14 protein-coding genes and 1 pseudogene are annotated in these 15,261 nt (G+C 66.7%); 6 read left to right on the top strand and 9 right to left on the bottom strand.

Annotation, left to right across the window (positions count from 1 at the left end):
* Window positions 1-44: 44 nt before the first annotated feature.
* A complete protein-coding gene (locus tag ACQI5H_RS08750) occupies window positions 45-1,550 on the top strand; it encodes an FAD-dependent oxidoreductase (RefSeq protein ID WP_427078994.1) in 1,506 nt (501 codons plus the stop codon).
* A gap of 17 nt (window positions 1,551-1,567) precedes the next feature.
* Here the strand turns inward: ACQI5H_RS08750 and ACQI5H_RS08745 are convergent, their stop codons facing one another.
* Both ACQI5H_RS08745 and ACQI5H_RS08740 read right to left on the bottom strand, forming a co-directional pair.
* On the bottom strand, window positions 1,568-2,560 hold the full coding sequence (locus ACQI5H_RS08745; protein WP_427079124.1) for a class I SAM-dependent methyltransferase: 993 nt from the start codon (window positions 2,558-2,560) through the stop codon (window positions 1,568-1,570).
* A 106-nt stretch (window positions 2,561-2,666) separates the two neighbouring features.
* Window positions 2,667-3,854 carry a glycosyltransferase gene (locus ACQI5H_RS08740; RefSeq protein ID WP_427078993.1) on the bottom strand — a complete coding sequence of 396 codons (1,188 nt, stop codon included), beginning with the start codon at window positions 3,852-3,854 and terminating at the stop codon, window positions 2,667-2,669.
* 71 nt (window positions 3,855-3,925) lie between these two features.
* On the opposite strand from ACQI5H_RS08740, the gene ACQI5H_RS08735 reads away from it, so the two are divergent.
* Both ACQI5H_RS08735 and ACQI5H_RS08730 read left to right on the top strand, forming a co-directional pair.
* Window positions 3,926-4,726 carry an MOSC domain-containing protein gene (locus ACQI5H_RS08735; RefSeq protein ID WP_427079123.1) on the top strand — a complete coding sequence of 267 codons (801 nt, stop codon included), beginning with the start codon at window positions 3,926-3,928 and terminating at the stop codon, window positions 4,724-4,726.
* A 200-nt stretch (window positions 4,727-4,926) separates the two neighbouring features.
* Window positions 4,927-5,211 (top strand): DUF732 domain-containing protein, encoded by a 285-nt coding sequence (locus ACQI5H_RS08730; RefSeq protein ID WP_427078992.1) that lies wholly within the window; start codon window positions 4,927-4,929, stop codon window positions 5,209-5,211.
* Between the two features lie 63 nt (window positions 5,212-5,274).
* Here ACQI5H_RS08730 and ACQI5H_RS08725 read toward each other — a convergent pair.
* The 5 genes and pseudogenes from ACQI5H_RS08725 to ACQI5H_RS08705 all read right to left on the bottom strand — a co-directional run bounded on the left by ACQI5H_RS08725 (window position 5,275) and on the right by ACQI5H_RS08705 (window position 9,443).
* A pseudogene (locus tag ACQI5H_RS08725) lies at window positions 5,275-6,284 on the bottom strand (D-2-hydroxyacid dehydrogenase family protein).
* Window positions 6,284-7,492: a glycosyltransferase gene (locus tag ACQI5H_RS08720; protein ID WP_427078991.1), complete on the bottom strand. Its 1,209-nt coding sequence runs from the start codon at window positions 7,490-7,492 to the stop codon at window positions 6,284-6,286. Before ACQI5H_RS08720 ends, ACQI5H_RS08725 begins: the two are co-directional and overlap by 1 nt.
* 37 nt (window positions 7,493-7,529) lie before the next feature.
* Window positions 7,530-8,078, bottom strand: coding sequence for a thioredoxin family protein (locus tag ACQI5H_RS08715; protein WP_427078990.1), 549 nt, complete (start codon window positions 8,076-8,078; stop codon window positions 7,530-7,532).
* Between the two features lie 36 nt (window positions 8,079-8,114).
* Window positions 8,115-8,708, bottom strand: a complete 594-nt coding sequence (locus ACQI5H_RS08710; protein ID WP_427079122.1) for a DUF1345 domain-containing protein — start codon at window positions 8,706-8,708, stop codon at window positions 8,115-8,117.
* A gap of 69 nt (window positions 8,709-8,777) precedes the next feature.
* On the bottom strand, window positions 8,778-9,443 hold the full coding sequence (locus ACQI5H_RS08705) for a cutinase family protein (RefSeq protein ID WP_427078989.1): 666 nt from the start codon (window positions 9,441-9,443) through the stop codon (window positions 8,778-8,780).
* A 95-nt stretch (window positions 9,444-9,538) separates the two neighbouring features.
* On the opposite strand from ACQI5H_RS08705, the gene zwf reads away from it, so the two are divergent.
* Complete coding sequence (gene zwf, locus ACQI5H_RS08700; protein ID WP_427078988.1) at window positions 9,539-11,053, top strand: glucose-6-phosphate dehydrogenase; 1,515 nt, start codon at window positions 9,539-9,541, stop codon at window positions 11,051-11,053.
* Here zwf and ACQI5H_RS08695 read toward each other — a convergent pair.
* Window positions 11,050-12,291 carry an esterase/lipase family protein gene (locus ACQI5H_RS08695; protein WP_427078987.1) on the bottom strand — a complete coding sequence of 414 codons (1,242 nt, stop codon included), beginning with the start codon at window positions 12,289-12,291 and terminating at the stop codon, window positions 11,050-11,052. The genes zwf and ACQI5H_RS08695 overlap by 4 nt on opposite strands.
* Before the next feature lie 126 nt (window positions 12,292-12,417).
* Here ACQI5H_RS08695 and ACQI5H_RS08690 point away from each other — a divergent pair, with 126 nt between their 5' ends.
* Both ACQI5H_RS08690 and ACQI5H_RS08685 read left to right on the top strand, forming a co-directional pair.
* Window positions 12,418-13,650 (top strand): osmoprotectant NAGGN system M42 family peptidase, encoded by a 1,233-nt coding sequence (locus ACQI5H_RS08690; protein WP_427078986.1) that lies wholly within the window; start codon window positions 12,418-12,420, stop codon window positions 13,648-13,650.
* A 182-nt stretch (window positions 13,651-13,832) separates the two neighbouring features.
* Window positions 13,833-14,636: a transglycosylase SLT domain-containing protein gene (locus ACQI5H_RS08685; RefSeq protein ID WP_427079121.1), complete on the top strand. Its 804-nt coding sequence runs from the start codon at window positions 13,833-13,835 to the stop codon at window positions 14,634-14,636.
* A gap of 9 nt (window positions 14,637-14,645) precedes the next feature.
* On the opposite strand, the gene ACQI5H_RS08680 is transcribed toward ACQI5H_RS08685, so the two are convergent.
* Window positions 14,646-15,221 carry a cyclic nucleotide-binding domain-containing protein gene (locus tag ACQI5H_RS08680; protein WP_427078985.1) on the bottom strand — a complete coding sequence of 192 codons (576 nt, stop codon included), beginning with the start codon at window positions 15,219-15,221 and terminating at the stop codon, window positions 14,646-14,648.
* Window positions 15,222-15,261: the final 40 nt, after the last annotated feature.

Here is a 15,261-nt window from a genome sequence, read left to right as displayed (position 1 = left end):
GACGCTCCCGTTTCCCGACGCCGCTGCCGGGTACCAGCCCAGGCATGACTTCTTTGTGGTTTGCCGAGCGAGCCGAACAAACCTGGACCGCTAGCCGGCTTGCGGACGGCCCGGCGTCCGCCGATGTAATCGTCGTCGGGGCCGGGATCACCGGGCTGATGACCGCGGTGCTGCTGAGCCGGGCCGGCAAGGACGTGTTGGTCGTGGAGGCGCACACGGTCGGTTCCTGCGCGACCGGAAACACGACCGCCAAAATCAGCTTGTTGCAGGGGACCCAGCTGTCGAAGGTCCTGCCGAGGCACGGCAAGAACGTGGCTCGGGCCTACATCGACGGCAACCGGGAAGGCCAGGACTGGGTGCTCGAGTACTGCGAGTCACACGGCATCGCGGTCCAACGCGAGGACGCCTACACCTATGCGCAGTCCGCCAAGGGCGTGCCGTCCGCGCGGCGGGAATTGCAGGCGTGCGAGGCCGTCGACCTGCCCGCGGTATGGGAGGACGACGCCGACGTGCCATTCCCGTACCACGGCGGTGTGCGGCTGCCCGACCAGGCGCAGTTCGACCCGATGCCGTTCCTGGACATGTTGGCCACGGAGTTACTCAACCGCGGTGGGCGATTGGTCGAGCACGCCCGTGTCCGGCGGGTGTCGACCCGCGGCGCCGGGGTACACGTGCACGTCAACGACGCCGACCAGCAGGACGTGGAACTCGCGGCCGGGCAGCTGGTGCTTGCCACCGGGATCCCGATCCTGGATCGGGGCGGTTACTTCGCGCGGGTGAAACCGAGCCGGTCCTACTGCTTGGCCTTCAAGGTTCCTGGCAACATCACCCGGCCGATGATGATCTCCGCCGACTCGCCGACGCGGTCGGTGCGCTACGCGCCGGTCGCGGCCGGGGAACTGCTGATCGTCGGCGGGGCGGGCCACACCGTGGGCCGCGAAAAGAGCCCGTCCGAAGCGCTGGCGGAGCTGTCGTCGTGGGCACGCAAGCATTACCCGGGCTCGGTGCAGACGCATTTTTGGTCGGCGCAGGACTACACGCCGATCGACCATCTGCCGTATGTGGGCCCCATCCTTCCGAACAACGAAAGCATCTTCGTCGCAACGGGTTTCAACAAATGGGGCATGACCAACGGCCCCGCTGCGGCATTGGCGCTGTCGAGCCGCATCCTGGGCGGGCGGATGGACTGGGCCGGCGCGTTCGCCAGCTGGAGCCCCCACGAACTGTCGGGCCTGCTGACTGCGGTGCAGGCCAACCTCGAGGTCGGCTTCAACCTGACCAAGGGCTGGATCACGCCGGTGATTCGCACCGGCCATCGCAGCCCCGTCAACGGCGAGGGCGGGGTCGTGAGCGGACCCCCTTGGCACCTGGAGGCCAGGTGCAAGGTCGGCGGCACCGAGCACACCGTCTCGCCGGTGTGCCCGCACCTTGGCGGAATCGTGAACTGGAACGACGCGGACCAGGCATGGGAGTGCCCGTTGCACGGTTCGCGATTCGCCCCGGACGGCACGCTGCTGGAAGGGCCCGCCACTCGCGATTTGACCGCCTAGCCCGCACCGGCAGTCAGTCACCCTTCCTTCTGGTAGACGAGCCAGTGCAACTCGATGGGCGACTCGTCGCGCTCCACGTCGAACACGTCCAGGCCGTGGGCCCATCCCTCGAACCACGCGGTGGGCGGCCAAGCGCCCTCGGGCAAGTGGGTTCTCTCGTACTCGTAGGCGAGGTCGTCGGCGATGAGCGCAAGGGGGAGCTCGGCCGCCGCCTTCCCGAGCTCGTCGCGGGTGAAGATCGTGCTGTTGCATTGCTGGCCGAATTCCCGCGCGGCGTCGTCGGGGGTGTAGCCCTGCCGCGCCGCGAAGGTGTTGAACACCAGGCGTCCTCCGGGAGCCAGGCAGTCCGCGGCGAGTTCGAACATGCCGCGCAGCTCCCGCGTCGTCCGGAAGTCCGGCACCAATTCCGAGGCCACGATGAGCTGATACGCGTCGTGAACGCCCTCCACGGCCGTAAAGACATCGCTCTCGATCACACGCACGGACAGTGAATCCCGTTCTGCCTCAGACCGAATGATCTCAGCGAACTTCGGGGCCATCTCGACCGCGTCCACCGGGTGCCCCCGCCGGGCCAGCGCCAGGGCGTTACGCCCGGTTCCGGCGCCGATGTCGAGCACGCGGGTGGACCGGGGGTCGGCGGCCTCGTCGGCCAATGCCACCACACGCGCATCCGCTTCGGTGCCGAACAGCGGCCCCTTACGAGTGGCAACCCAGTGGTCGTATTCGACCGCGATGGTCGACACCTCGGCTTTGACGCGATAGTTCAGCCCCGTCCCGAAGGGGGTGTCAAACGAGATGACGATGTTCGACCGCGACGAGGCCTTGAATGCCTTTTCCAACTCGTGCTGGAGCACGGACTTGAGCTGAGCGGCTTGGTCAGCCGTGTGTTGTATGCCCAAGCTGGCAAAGAGGTTCTGACACATCGTGACGTACTCGTCGAGCAAGCCCGGGACGGCCGGCAGCCTGATTTGACCCTCGGCCTCCGCGCGGCGATACAACCGCCGGGCCATCGCTTGCCGCAGCCCCGACGGATCGAAAGATCTCGGGCCCCGATCGTCCACCAGACTCTTCTACACGACTGACCCGGTCTGCACCAGCGATGCGCAGCGGCTCAGCCTAGTTGTCCGGGCGGGCGGCGTCTTCAAGCAGATCGGCCGCCCTGGCAACGCTTTCGGCCGGCGCCGTCATTTGGGTGACGATCTCACGCGCGCGGGCGACACACTCCGGAACGAGTATCGACCGCAGATCGGTGACCAGTGATTCCCGGGTGGTGGCCGAAAATTGGCGCCCGGCACCGACTTTCAGCCGTTCGAGGGCCGCCGCCCAGACCGGCTGGTCCCACACAGCCCACAGGATCAGCGTCGGGACTCCGGAGCGCAGGCCCGCGGCCGTGGTGCCCGAGCCGCCGTGGTGGACCACCGCGCGGCAGGCCGGAAAGATCTCCGCGTAATTGAGCGCACCCACCACGTTGACGTGGTCGAAGTGCGGGACGCGACTGAAGTCGCTCGCACCGCTGCATATCAGCGCCCGCTCGCCCAGCTGCGCGCAGGCCGCGCCGATCATGGCCGCGGTGTCGGCGGGAGAGTCGATCGGCGTGCTGCCGAAGCCGAAGTAGATCGGCGGTGTTCCAGCGCCAATCCACGCTAAGACGTCGTTGTCGGCATCCGTCGGCAGCTCCAGGGTCAGCGCGCCGACGAAGGGACGCCGGCCGGGCTCCACCCAGTCGGCCGGTTGCCCGGGCAAGCAGAGCTCGTCGTAGGTCTGGATTTCCAGCAATCCGCCGTCCGCGTGCTGTGGCGCTGACGGTCCGGCTGCCTCCGGTAAGCCGAGCGCACGGCGTTGGGCGACTTCAGCATCCTTCGTTATGCCCGAATACAGCCGCCCAGATGCCAGGATGCGCGCTGGGAAGACGTGCAGTGCCGCGAGCGGAATGGCGTGATACTCAGCGACATTGGCGGCGAGCATCTGATCGTTCATGTGGGCCACCAGCAGGTCGGCGCCCGTTGCCAGCGATGTCAGCGTCGCGCTTTTGTCCAACCAGACCCGGCTGACTCGCTCTACGAGTTGGGGCAACGCACTGATCAGGTTCCCCACGCCGCCAATGAAATTCATGGCGCCGTCCATCTGCTCGCGCGTATCAGGCCCATAGGCGACCGCGGTGAGTCCCGCAGAGTTGGCGAAATCGACCATGTTGGGCGGGACGGCCGAGCACACCTCGTGACCGCGGCGCAACAGCTCCCGGCCGACGGCGACGCAGGGTTCGACGTCGCCGCGTCCTCCGTAGGCTGCCAGCACAAATTTCATCGCCGCAACCGTACCGCTCGGCACACGCCGTAGGTCCCCGCCGCATACTGGTCTGCGTGGTGGAAAAGCAGATGCGGGTCGAGAGTTTGCTCCGCTACCCGGTGAAATCGATGCTGGGCGAAGTTGTAAGCCGCCTCTTCGTCGACGAACGAGGCGCCGAAGGAGACCGGCGGCTGGCACTTGTCGACACGCAGACCGGGCATGTGGCCAGCGCCAAGCAGGCCCGGCTGTGGCGTGGGCTGCTCAAGTGCACCGCGAACGGAAGCACCGGGCGCGTGAGCATCGGACTGCCCGACGGGACAAGCGTCGCGGCCGACGACCCGGGCGTCGATGAGCTGCTTTCGCAGCTGTTGGGGCGCCCGGTCCGGCTGATCAGCCAACGGCCGGACGGCGCAACGCTCGAACGCCCGGATCCCGAGAAGCTGCTCGAGCTCGGGGTGGACGCGGAAGTCGGAGGCCGCATCCTCGAGATCGGCCAGGCGACACCGGGCGATTCATTTACCGATGACGCCCCGCTGCACGCAATCACCACGGCGACGCTGGAGCGCATCGGCGTCGAGGCACTGCGCTACCGGCCGAACCTGGTGATCGCGACCCCGGCGGGTTACCCGCCGTATGACGAAGACAACTGGCTCGGGCGGGAATTGACGGTCGGCGCGGTACGCCTGCGTGTCCTAGCATCCACCTCTCGGTGTGTAGTGCCCACGCTCGAGCACGGGACACTCGCGCGGGCACCGGAGGCGCTTCGCACGCCCGCGGCCGAAAATCGTTTGCCGGCAGGCAGTTCCGGGGCGCAGCCCTGCGCGGGCGTCTATCTCGAGGCGCTCGAAGAGGGCGTCATCGCGGTCGGCGACCCCGTCGCACTGCGCTAGGCGCAACGCGCGGCTCGAATTTACACAAATTACGCCAAAAGAATTGGCCTATTCAGGTCTCCACAAGCTGTTTCACAGATTTCACCGTTCTTCATATTTACGCCTCTTTTAAAGCTCATACTGGGACCTCGTCAACGCCCCGATGAAAGGAAGCGCGTCAAATGCCCTCACCCCGCTGGCTGGCCAGACTGTCTGTCCCCATGATGGTCGGTGCTGCCCTTCTTACGAGCACTGCGATTGCGGTCGCGGATGCCACCGATGACACATTCCTCAGCAAAATGCACACTCTCGGCTTTACCTGGCCGTCCGGAGACGACGCCGACATTGTCGCGATGGGCCATCAAATATGCGCCGATCGCATGGCAGGCAAAACTCCGGACGCTATTGCCGCGGACATCCACTCCACGCTCGGCGCGAAAGGCATCTCGTTCGCGGATGTCACATCGATGGTGAGTGCCGCGGAATCGACTTATTGCCCGGGTTAGTCCGCAAGTTCCGGCGATCAACCCCGTGGTCGGCTTGTGGGCTGGCCACGGGGTTGCGTTTTGCTACTTCGAATTTCGCCGCTGCAATGCCTCGGGGTTGGCGATCCTGACGGGCGCCCCGGTCAACCAGGCCGCGACCGCGTCGACGGTGTCCGCATAGAAGGCGCCCAGGATTTCGCGGGTGGCGTAGCCCAGGTGGGGAGACAGCGTCACGTTCGGTAGACGCCGGAATGGATGATCCGGCGGAAGCGGTTCGATGCCATAGACATCGAGGCCGGCCCCGGCAATGCGCTCGGCCGCGAGCGCGTCGATCAGGGCCTGCTCGTCCACGATCGGCCCCCGGGAGGTGTTGATCAAGTAGGCGTCTGGCTTCATCGTGGCCAACTCGGGCGCGCCGACCAGTCCGCGCGTGCGCTCCGAGAGCACGAGGTGGATGGAGATCACGTCGGATCGTTCGAAGAGCGTCGCCTTCTCGACCCGACGAGCGCCGGCCGCCGCGGCCGACTCGTCGCTGAGGTTTTGGCTCCACGCAATGACTTCCATGCCAAACACTTTCGCGTATTCGGCCATACGTTTACCGATCCTGCCCAGACCAAGAAGGCCGAGCGTCTTGCCGGACAGCGTCAGACCGGTGGTCGTCTGCCACGCGCCCTCACGCATGCGACGATGCTCTTCGGCCAGATTGCGCACCGTCGCAATAATCAACCCCCAGGCCAATTCCGGCGTGGCATCGCGGACGACCTGAATCGCGGATGGCCGAAGTCCGAGTGGGCGACGAGGACGCGGTGTTCGGTGGCCGCGGCCATGTCCAAGTTCGGCAGGTTTTTGCCGACGATGGTGATCAGCTTCAGGTTGGGCAGCCGCTCGATGAGACTGCGCGGAAACGCCATCCGCTCGCGCATGGTGCACACCACGTCGAACGGCGACAGGGCGTCCGCGGCTTCCTCCTCGGAAAGGTGGCGGTCGAAGACGGTCACTTCGGATCGGCTCTGCACCGGCGACCAGTCGGCGAGCTCGAGGGCCACGCCGGCGTAGTCGTCGAGTATCGCCACCCGGGGTAGCCGTTCTCCCATCACGTCGCCGCTTCTTCCAGAAGATCGGCGGTGGCGGCGGCACTCTGCGCGGGCTTGGTCATCTGGGCGGCGAGCTCGCGAGCGCGAGCGACGCATTGCGGAGCGAGAACGGAACGCAGGTCCGCGACCAGTGATGCGACGGTGCTGGCCGAAAAAGCCCGGCCGACGCCCACTTCGAGCCGTTCGACCGCGGCTGCCCACATCGGCTGATCTTCGAGCGAGAACCAGAGGATCAAGGTGGGGATGCCGGCGCGCATGCCGGCCGCCGTGGTGCCGGCACCGCCATGGTGCACGACCGCTCGGCACGCCGGAAAGATGGCACCCTGGTTCACCGCGCCCACGGACTTCACGTTGTCGAAAGACGGTATGCCCGAGAAGTCGCTCGCCCCAGCACAAATCAGAGCCCGTTCGCCCAATTCCGCGCAGGCCCTGCTGATTGCGGCGATCGTCTCGGCGGGGGACGGGAGCTGGACGTTATTGCCGAAGCCGAAATAGATCGGTGGTGTTCCCGCGGCGATCCACGACAGCACCTCGTCGTCGGCATCGGTGGCCAACTCCAGTGTCAGTGCACCAACGAAGGTTGATCGCCCACCCGTGGATTGCGTTGCCATTTCGGGAAAGCAGAGCGCGTCGTATGCGTGGATCTCCAGCGATTCGAAGGATCCGGTTGCCTCCGGCAGGCCCAGCGCGCGGCGTTGGCCTTCTTCGGCATCCTTGATGACGCCCCCCAGCATGCCACCCGCGCGCGACCGTCCACCGGGGAAGAAATGCAGCACGGCAAGCGGAATGCCGTGATACTCCGCGACGTTGGCGGCCAGCCCCTGCGCGCCCTTGCCCGTAAGTATGAGGTCGGCCCCGTCCGCCAGCGTCGTCAGCGCCTCACCCCAGTCGGCCCAAGCCCGGGCCACATGTTCCATCACTTCGACCATCGCGCCCAACGGGTTCTGGCTGTTCGTGTCGCGGTTGAGATCCCCGACGCCGGGGCCCGGCGGGCACCCACCGAAGAACCACTTCAACGAATCCGATTGGAACGCAGCGGGTTGCGGCCCGTACGCGACGGCCGCCAGCCCCGCCGACTCGACGAAGCCAACCATGTTCGGCGGGACCGCCATGCACACGTCGTGACCTCGCCGCAGCATCTCCCGCCCGACGGCGGCGAAAGGCTCGACGTCGCCGCGACTTCCGTAGGCGGCGAGCACGATTTTCATCGACGCCGCGCGGCTCGCGGCTCGGCGTGCGCGTGACTCAGCGCCACTTGATGCCGCACCCGATCGACGGTCGCTGGTCCGGGTCGACCGGCCGGCCGGCGAGCACGGCGTCGACGGCGGCCCGGACGTCGGCGGCCGTCACCGGCAGGTCGTTCTTCGGTCGGGAGTCGTCGAGCTGACCGCGATAGACCAGCCGACGCTCGGCGTCGAAGACGAAGGTGTCCGGCGTGCACGCAGCGGAGAACGCGCGGGCGACGTCTTGGGTCTCGTCGTAGAGGTACGGGAACGTCCAGCCGTGGCGGCGGGCCTCCTCGGCCATCTGGTCGGGCCCGTCCTGCGGGTAGGTGACGACGTCGTTGCTGGAGATGCCGACCATCGCGACCCCCTGATCGGCGAGGTCTCGGCCGAGCGCTGCGAGCCCGGCGGCGACGTGCTGGACATAGGGGCAGTGGTTGCAGATGAAGGTCACGACGAGCGCGGGACCCGTGAGCTGATCGAGGCTGACCGTGGCGCCGGTGGCCGGCTCGGGCAGCGTGAAATGTGGCGCGGGGGTGCCGAGGGCGAGCATGGTGGACTCGATTGCCATGCCGCCAGATTAACCGCCGCAAGGTGATTGGCGGGCTTAGAGCTTGGCGCCCAGCCCCGCGATCAAATTGACGGTGACGGCCAGAACTACGGCGCCGAGCAGGTAGGACAGCATCGCGTGGCGCAACACGGTGGCCCTGATGGCTGTCAGCCCGATCTCCGTGTCCGACACCTGGAAGGTCATGCCGACCGTAAAAGCCACATACGCGAAGTCGCGAAAACGGGGCGGCTCCGGGTCGTGGAAGTTGATGCCGCCGGGTTCGTCCGAGTAATAGAGCCGCGCGTAATGCACCGTGAAGAGCGTGTGCACGGCAAACCAGGACGCGGCGACCGCCAGGATGCCGAGAATGGCGGCCGCTATGGCTTGGGCACCTGCGTGTGACCCCGCGGCCACCACGTAGCCGACCCCGGCCAGGCTCGCAACGCTTGCCGACACGACGACCACGTCGGCGATCCACCGGGTCGGATCCTCGCGTGTCACATATCTGCGGGTTTCCTCGGCATCCATTCCGCCCAGGATGAGTCGCGTCCACACGACATACACCCCGGCGGTCACGACCCAGCCGACAAGCGCGAATCGCCAGCCGATCGTGTTACCCACCGCGACGGCAACGGCGACTCCCAGCACCATGGCGATCGATATCCGAATCGCGACGGTGTCACGCGAGGACGTAACCAGGGATTTCACGGTCAGCACTCGCTACGTGCGCGACGGCGCCCCTTGACTGAGGTGGTTGGCCGCGAACGTCGCGGCCTGGTTAGTCATCCCGGCATCGATGTAGGAAACATGCGCCATGATGTTCCCGCCCCCGGAGCAGATCGGGTCGTCGGGGGCGCACAAGCTGATGGTCTTGCCGCTATACACCGGGTTGATCGTCGGCAACGGCTGGCCGCCCCACAGCATGCTGGAAAAGCCACTCGACGGCTCGCCGAAAAGCGCGACGGCGGCGACGTGGTCAGCGACCGAAGCGGGCATCGCGTTGGTGGCCAGATCGATCACCGTCGAGCCCTGGGAATATCCACCGAGCACAATTTTCGAGTTCGGGCAGCTGGCCACCGTGTCCTGGATGTGAGCGCTGGCGTCGTCGGCGCCGGCGTTCGCGCTGTTGTGGTAGTCGTCGTTGGCCGGGTAGTTGACCGCATAAACCCCGACCGACCGCCCACCGACCTGCGAGGTGAGCGAGTCGACGAAGGCCTGCCCGATATTGCCGAGACCGGGCTCCTGGTGGGTGCCGCGCGCGAAAACGACGGCGACGTCGGAGCAGGCATCGGCTTCCGCGGCCGGACTGCCGAGGGGCACGCTGAGTAGCGCCCACGCCGTTGCCACCAAAACACCACCGATGCGAGCCAAGCTGCGTGCAGTCATGTCCGAATCCTGACATACGGCCCGCGACCGCGACGCGGGCGGTTCGCCGGCAATCAGTCGTGCGCAGGCGGCGCAGCGGTGGAAGTATCGCAGAAGTGGCCACCAAGAAACCGCAGACGATCTCTTATCCTGCACCCGACGCGCGCCCGCGCCGCCACGGCGAGCAGCCGCTCGACCCCCACGTCATAGTCCTGTTCGGCGCGACGGGCGACCTAGCTAAACGCAAGCTGCTGCCCGGCCTGGCCTACTTGGATCAGTCGGAGCTGGCCCCCGATATCCAAATCGTCGCGACATCGCTGGAAGACTTCAGCGACGACGAGTTCCGCGAACTGGCCAAGACCGCGATCGACTCGTTCGGCATGCACAAGCTCACGTCCGATGAGTGGGCCAGCTTCGCGAAAATCGTCAGATACGTCCCGCAAAGCGCCGGGCCCGAAGCCCTCGCCGACGCCGTCGCCGACGCTGAGTCCAGCCTGGGCGAAGACGTGCGGCGCCTGCATTACCTGTCGGTCCCTCCGAAAGCGGCGCGCGACGTCATCACCATGCTGCGCGACGCCAAACTCGTCGAGCGCTCCCGCGTCGTGATGGAGAAGCCGTTCGGCACCGACCTGCCCAGCGCGGTGTCGCTCAACGACTTCCTGCACGAAACATTCGAGGAAGCCCAGATTTTCCGCATCGACCACTTCTTGGGCAAGGAGGCGGCCCAGAACATCTTGGCGTTCCGCTTCGCCAACGGTCTGTTCGAGCCGATCTGGAATCGCAATTTCATCGATCACATCCAGATCGACATTCCCGAGGCCCTGGGTCTGGATCAGCGCGCCAACTTCTACGAAAGCACCGGCGCCTACAAGGACATGGTCGTAACGCACCTGTTTCAGGTAATGGCCTTCGTCGTGATGGAACCACCCACGGCCCTCGAGCCGTATGCCATCAGCGAAGAAAAGAACAAGGTGTTCCGATCGATGCTCCCCGTCAAGCCGTCAAATGTGGTGCGCGGCCAGTACAACGGCTACCGCCAAGAAAAGGGGGTGGCAAAGGATTCCGACACCGAGACGTTCATCGCGCTCAAGGTCGGCATCGACAATTGGCGCTGGGCCGGGGTACCGATCTATCTGCGCACCGGCAAGAAGATGGCCGAGGGCATCCGCATCATCTCGATCGCCTTCAAAGAGGCTCCCCGAAGCATGTTCCCGCCGGGATCGGGAGTGGGGACCCAAGGTCCGGACCACCTCACGTTCGATCTCGCTGACAACTCGAAGGTTTCACTGTCCTTCTACGGCAAGCGACCCGGCCCCGGGATGAAGCTGGACAAGTTGTCCATGCAGTTTTCCTCCCAGGAAATCGACACCGTCGTCGACGTGCTGGAGGCCTACGAGCGGCTCATCCTCGATGCGATGCGGGGCGACCACACGCTGTTCAACACCGCCGAGGGCATCGAATCGTTGTGGGAGCGTTCGCAGGACCTGCTCGACGACCCGCCGCCGGCCAAGATGTACCAGCCCGGCACCTGGGGCCCCAACGCCATTCACCAACTGATCGCCCCCAATGCGTGGCGGCTGCCATTCGAGCGGGGCTGGCGCGAGTCCAGGAGCCAGGACGACTCGGCCTAGCCGTTGACCTCCGTCGGTCCGGACGACGGACCAAGCCACTCATGCAATTTCGCATAGATGGCGGTGTGATTGAGCAAATCGAAGTGATGCAGGCCCGTCAGCGTCAGCCCATGCGCCGCGTCGAACGGAACCTGGCGGGACTTACCGACACCAGACGCGCTGTCGGGTCGCACCAAGCGGTCGCCCAGGACAACCCCGACCGCTCGCGGGCCCGCGCTGCTCGCCACGAAGTGGTAGACGGCGCCCGGCAGGAACGGCACCTCATGGCAGCGGTCCCGCAGGAACTCGTCGGGGTCGCATTCGCTCCAGTCCTCGTCGAGCAATGCGCCGTAGCGCAGGTCCTTCGTGCCCGAGCTGCGGGCATTGAGAAACGAAGAGACGGCCCGTGTTTCGGGCAGCCGGGCCAGCACCCAGGACGCGGCGTTGACGCCTTTTTCCAAGTCGGCTCCCAAGTGCGGAGAGCCCAGGCACACGACGTGGCGAACGGCGTCCGGCCAGCGCTGCGACTGTTCGACTCCGTAGTGGCAGGCGCTGCGCGCCACCAGCCCGCCCATCGAATGACCGATCAACGCGATCTCCTCGACCGGCACCGGCCACAGCGCCCGCAGCTCGTCGATCAGCGCGGCCAACGCCTTGCCGTTGTCGGAGATGTGCAACCCCGTGTTGTAGCGCAGATACACAGGCGTAAACCCGAGATCACTGCGCAGCCGGGTGCCGTAGGGGAGCGCCATCTCGCCGTCGCGCGGCTGCCGCCGCCACGACATTTCGGTCATGCACCAGCCGTGGACGAACACCGCGATCCGGCCGGTGGCTTCGGGAAACGCCGCCGCGACGGCGGCGGCATCCAGCGCGACAGGCTTCCCGCGCTGGCGGATCTGCATCGTCAGCGCGAATTCGTTGCCGCGGTTGGTTAGCTCGTCGCCGTAGATCCCATTGAGCGCGGCGACGACGCCGGCGACCGTGGGATGCGATTGGACGGTGTCGTCCTCGTCGCTGCCGCGGACTTCGGCGGCCAGCTCACCGGCACCGTGCAACGACGCTCGCACCCCGCGGTCGACGGCGTAGTACGTCGCCGCGGCAAGCGTGTTGTGGACAATCTCCACGGGTTTCGACGCCGGCCCTATGGCGCCGAAAACGCGCTCCGCGATGCCGCTGTGCGTGTCCCGCACGAAACTGGTGAGAATGCGGGTGCCTTCGCCCGCTAGGTCTGCGAGTGACCGGATTTCCTGTCGCTGCACGAGCTGCTCCTCCCTGCTCTGACCATGGGTTCCCATTCTGCGCAAGTCTTAGCGCCCGCTCCGCCAATGGGGGCCGACCACGCGGTAGGTTGAACGCGATTCCGCACAACACCGAAGGGAGGCACCGTGCGCCACACCGCGGCCATGACTGAGGCCGACCGCGCGTGGATGGTCGACACGCTGCTCGCGCTGCTGCAGACGCCGAGCCCGTCGGGGCGGACGGACGCGGTGATGCAGCTGATCGGCGACACTTTCGATCACTTCGGCGTCCCGTTTTCGCTGACCCGCCGCGGAGCGTTGACCGCCGAACTCACGGGTGAGTCGCCGACGATCGACCGGGCGATGGTGGTGCACGCGGACACGATCGGGTGCATGGTGCGGAGGCTCAAGGACAATGGCCGACTCGAAGTGATGCCGGTCGGCACCTTCTCGGCCCGCTTCGCCGCGGGCGCCCGCGTGCGGATCTTTCCCGACGACCCCGACGAGTTCATCACCGGCACCGTTTTGCCCCTCAAGGCCAGCGGGCACGCCTTCGGCCATGAGATCGACAGCCAACCCACGGACTGGGAGAACGTCGAGGTTCGGGTCGACCGCAAGGTGTCGTCCCGGGAGGACTTGGTCCGGCTCGGCCTGCAGGTCGGTGACTTCGTCGCGCTGATCACCAGTCCCGAGCTCACCGCCGACGGCTTCATCGTGTCTCGTCACCTCGACGGGAAGGCCGGCATCGCCATCGCGCTGACCCTGGCCAAGAACTTCTCCGAGAAACGGGTGATGCTCCCGCACCGCACCATGATCATGGTCACCATCACCGAGGAGGTCGGCCACGGGGCCAGCCATGGCCTGCCCGCGGACGTCGCCGAGCTCATCTCGGTCGACAACGCGGTGTGCGCGCCCGGCCAGCAGTCCATCGAGGACGGCGTGACGATCCCGATGGCCGATATGCACGGCCCCTTCGACTACCACCTGACCCGAAAGCTGTGCCGGCTCGCCGAGGAGCGCGGCATACCGTACGCGCGGGATGTGTTCCGCTACTACCGATCCGACGCCGCCGCGGCGATCGAGGCCGGCGCAGAAACCCGGGCCGCACTCGTCGGCTTCGGCCTCGACGGCAGCCACGGCTGGGAGCGCACCCACATGGACTCGCTGGAGGCGACATACAGCCTGCTGCACACCTGGCTGCAGACACCGCTGACGTTCGCCAAGTGGGACGCGAAGCCTTCCGGCAAGCTACGCGACTTCCCCTCCTCGAAGCAGCCCGCGCCGAGCGAGCAGTGGGTGCCCCTGTCCCGAGGCGAGCACGGCGAGCCCGGCGAACCGTCACCGGGTTCGCCCTGGCCACCCGCGGGGCCCCAGAGCTGAGGCTGCGGCCGCTCGGCACCTCGACACAGCGGCTACCGTTGACCTATCCCGACTTTCCGACGGGAGTGAACAACGTGAGCCGTAACCATGCAGCCGCAGTCGTGGGCGTGGGTGCGATCGTGGTCGCGCTCGCAGGGTTTGCGCATCCCGCACCGGTGGCCATCGGGCTCGCCTCGATCACCATGCTGGCCGACGCGCCGAGCACGCCCGACGGCGCGCAGCCGCACCTGGCGTCCGACCCCGCGCAACTGGCCGACGACCTCGTCGCCGACGAAAACGCGCTGCGTGATCCATCGACGGGGGAGGCGGCGCTGGTGGCGGCGGCGCATCGCCAGCAGGCGGCCTATCGCGCCATCGCGCGCCACCCCGAATGGGATGCGACGACGCGGCCGCGCATCCCGTCGTCATTGCTGGACGTCTACGACCGCAATGTCGACGCCCGGCGGCAGCTCACCGCGATGACACCGGTGCGAGACACGCTTCCCGCGTGGCGCGTCGAGCCGCCGGCTCCCGCCGACCAGTTGCTGGGCTACTACCACCAGGCGGAGTCGGAAACCGGCGTCGGCTGGAACTATTTGGCCGCCATCAACTTCATCGAGACCCGCTTCGGCAGCATCGTCGGCGCGAGCACCGCCGGCGCGCAAGGGCCCATGCAGTTCCTGCCCGCGACGTTCGCGACCTACGGGGCGGGCGGCGACATCGGGTCGCCCCACGACAGCATCATGGCGGCGGGCCGCTACCTCGCCGCGAATGGCTTTGGCAACGACCGTGATCACGCCATCTACCGGTACAACCACGCGAACGAATACGTGCGCGCGGTCGATCAATACGCGACGCTGATCGCCGCCGATCCCGCTGCGTTCGCCGGCTATTACCGGTGGGACGTCTACTGCTACACGAACGCGGGCGACGTGTTGCTGCCCATCGGGTACGCGGCGACATCACCGATTCCGGTGGGGGACTACCTGGCATCCCACCCGCAGTAATCCGGCACCTTATGTGCCGTGTCGTTCGATCCATTCGGAGAGCGCCGCCTCCAGCGCGCCCGCGACGTCCACACCGGCATGGTCTGCGGCGCGCTCGAAGCGCTCGACCAATTCCGTCGGGATCGAGGCGTTTACCTTGGAGCGCGCCGGTTTCGGCTTCGGCGGCGGCGTGACGGGGACGTGTTGCGCGGCGGTCGCGTCCATGGTTTCGCGCAGCGCGGGTATTTCGTTGAGCAAGCGGGACAGATCGTCGCGTTCGATACGCAGCACTTCGGCCGGCCCCGTCGTCGTCACTGTCGCGGAACGCAATTTCCCACGGCGCAGCGCGGATTCGCCGATCACCTCGCCCGGCCCCAGGACGGCGATGCGGTCGTCGCCGACATACACGCCCGCCTCTCCGCTGAGCAGGATGTAGCACGCGTCCGACGGCGTCTGCTCACGAATCAGCGGCCACGGCACCGATCGCGAAGTGTGGTGCGCCGCTTGCATGAGACGCTCCAGTTCGTGATCCGAAAAGTTGTCGAATGCGGTGAATTCGCGTAGCCGGCGTGGGTCTAGTTCCGGTTCCTGCGCGTCTGACTTCATGGCGGGCTCCCGATGCGCGATGTGACCGTGCCACCGAGGA

Source organism: Mycobacterium heidelbergense (assembly GCF_050205645.1).
In the GTDB taxonomy this organism is placed as follows: Bacteria; Actinomycetota; Actinomycetes; order Mycobacteriales; family Mycobacteriaceae; genus Mycobacterium; species Mycobacterium heidelbergense_A.
The sequence above is the reverse complement of the archived record's forward strand: the minus strand, read 5'-3'. Positions and strand labels throughout refer to the sequence as shown.

Coding starts and splice junctions, on each gene's coding strand:
- ACQI5H_RS08750 (WP_427078994.1), top strand. CDS start 45: ATGACTTCTTTGTGGTTTGCCGAGCGAGCCGAACAAACCTGGACCGCT.
- ACQI5H_RS08745 (WP_427079124.1), bottom strand. CDS start 2,560: ATGGCCCGGCGGTTGTATCGCCGCGCGGAGGCCGAGGGTCAAATCAGG.
- ACQI5H_RS08740 (WP_427078993.1), bottom strand. CDS start 3,854: ATGAAATTTGTGCTGGCAGCCTACGGAGGACGCGGCGACGTCGAACCC.
- ACQI5H_RS08735 (WP_427079123.1), top strand. CDS start 3,926: ATGCGGGTCGAGAGTTTGCTCCGCTACCCGGTGAAATCGATGCTGGGC.
- ACQI5H_RS08730 (WP_427078992.1), top strand. CDS start 4,927: ATGATGGTCGGTGCTGCCCTTCTTACGAGCACTGCGATTGCGGTCGCG.
- ACQI5H_RS08720 (WP_427078991.1), bottom strand. CDS start 7,492: ATGAAAATCGTGCTCGCCGCCTACGGAAGTCGCGGCGACGTCGAGCCT.
- ACQI5H_RS08715 (WP_427078990.1), bottom strand. CDS start 8,078: ATGGCAATCGAGTCCACCATGCTCGCCCTCGGCACCCCCGCGCCACAT.
- ACQI5H_RS08710 (WP_427079122.1), bottom strand. CDS start 8,708: ATGGTGCTGGGAGTCGCCGTTGCCGTCGCGGTGGGTAACACGATCGGC.
- ACQI5H_RS08705 (WP_427078989.1), bottom strand. CDS start 9,443: ATGACTGCACGCAGCTTGGCTCGCATCGGTGGTGTTTTGGTGGCAACG.
- ACQI5H_RS08685 (WP_427079121.1), top strand. CDS start 13,833: ATGCTGGCCGACGCGCCGAGCACGCCCGACGGCGCGCAGCCGCACCTG.
- ACQI5H_RS08680 (WP_427078985.1), bottom strand. CDS start 15,221: ATGAAGTCAGACGCGCAGGAACCGGAACTAGACCCACGCCGGCTACGC.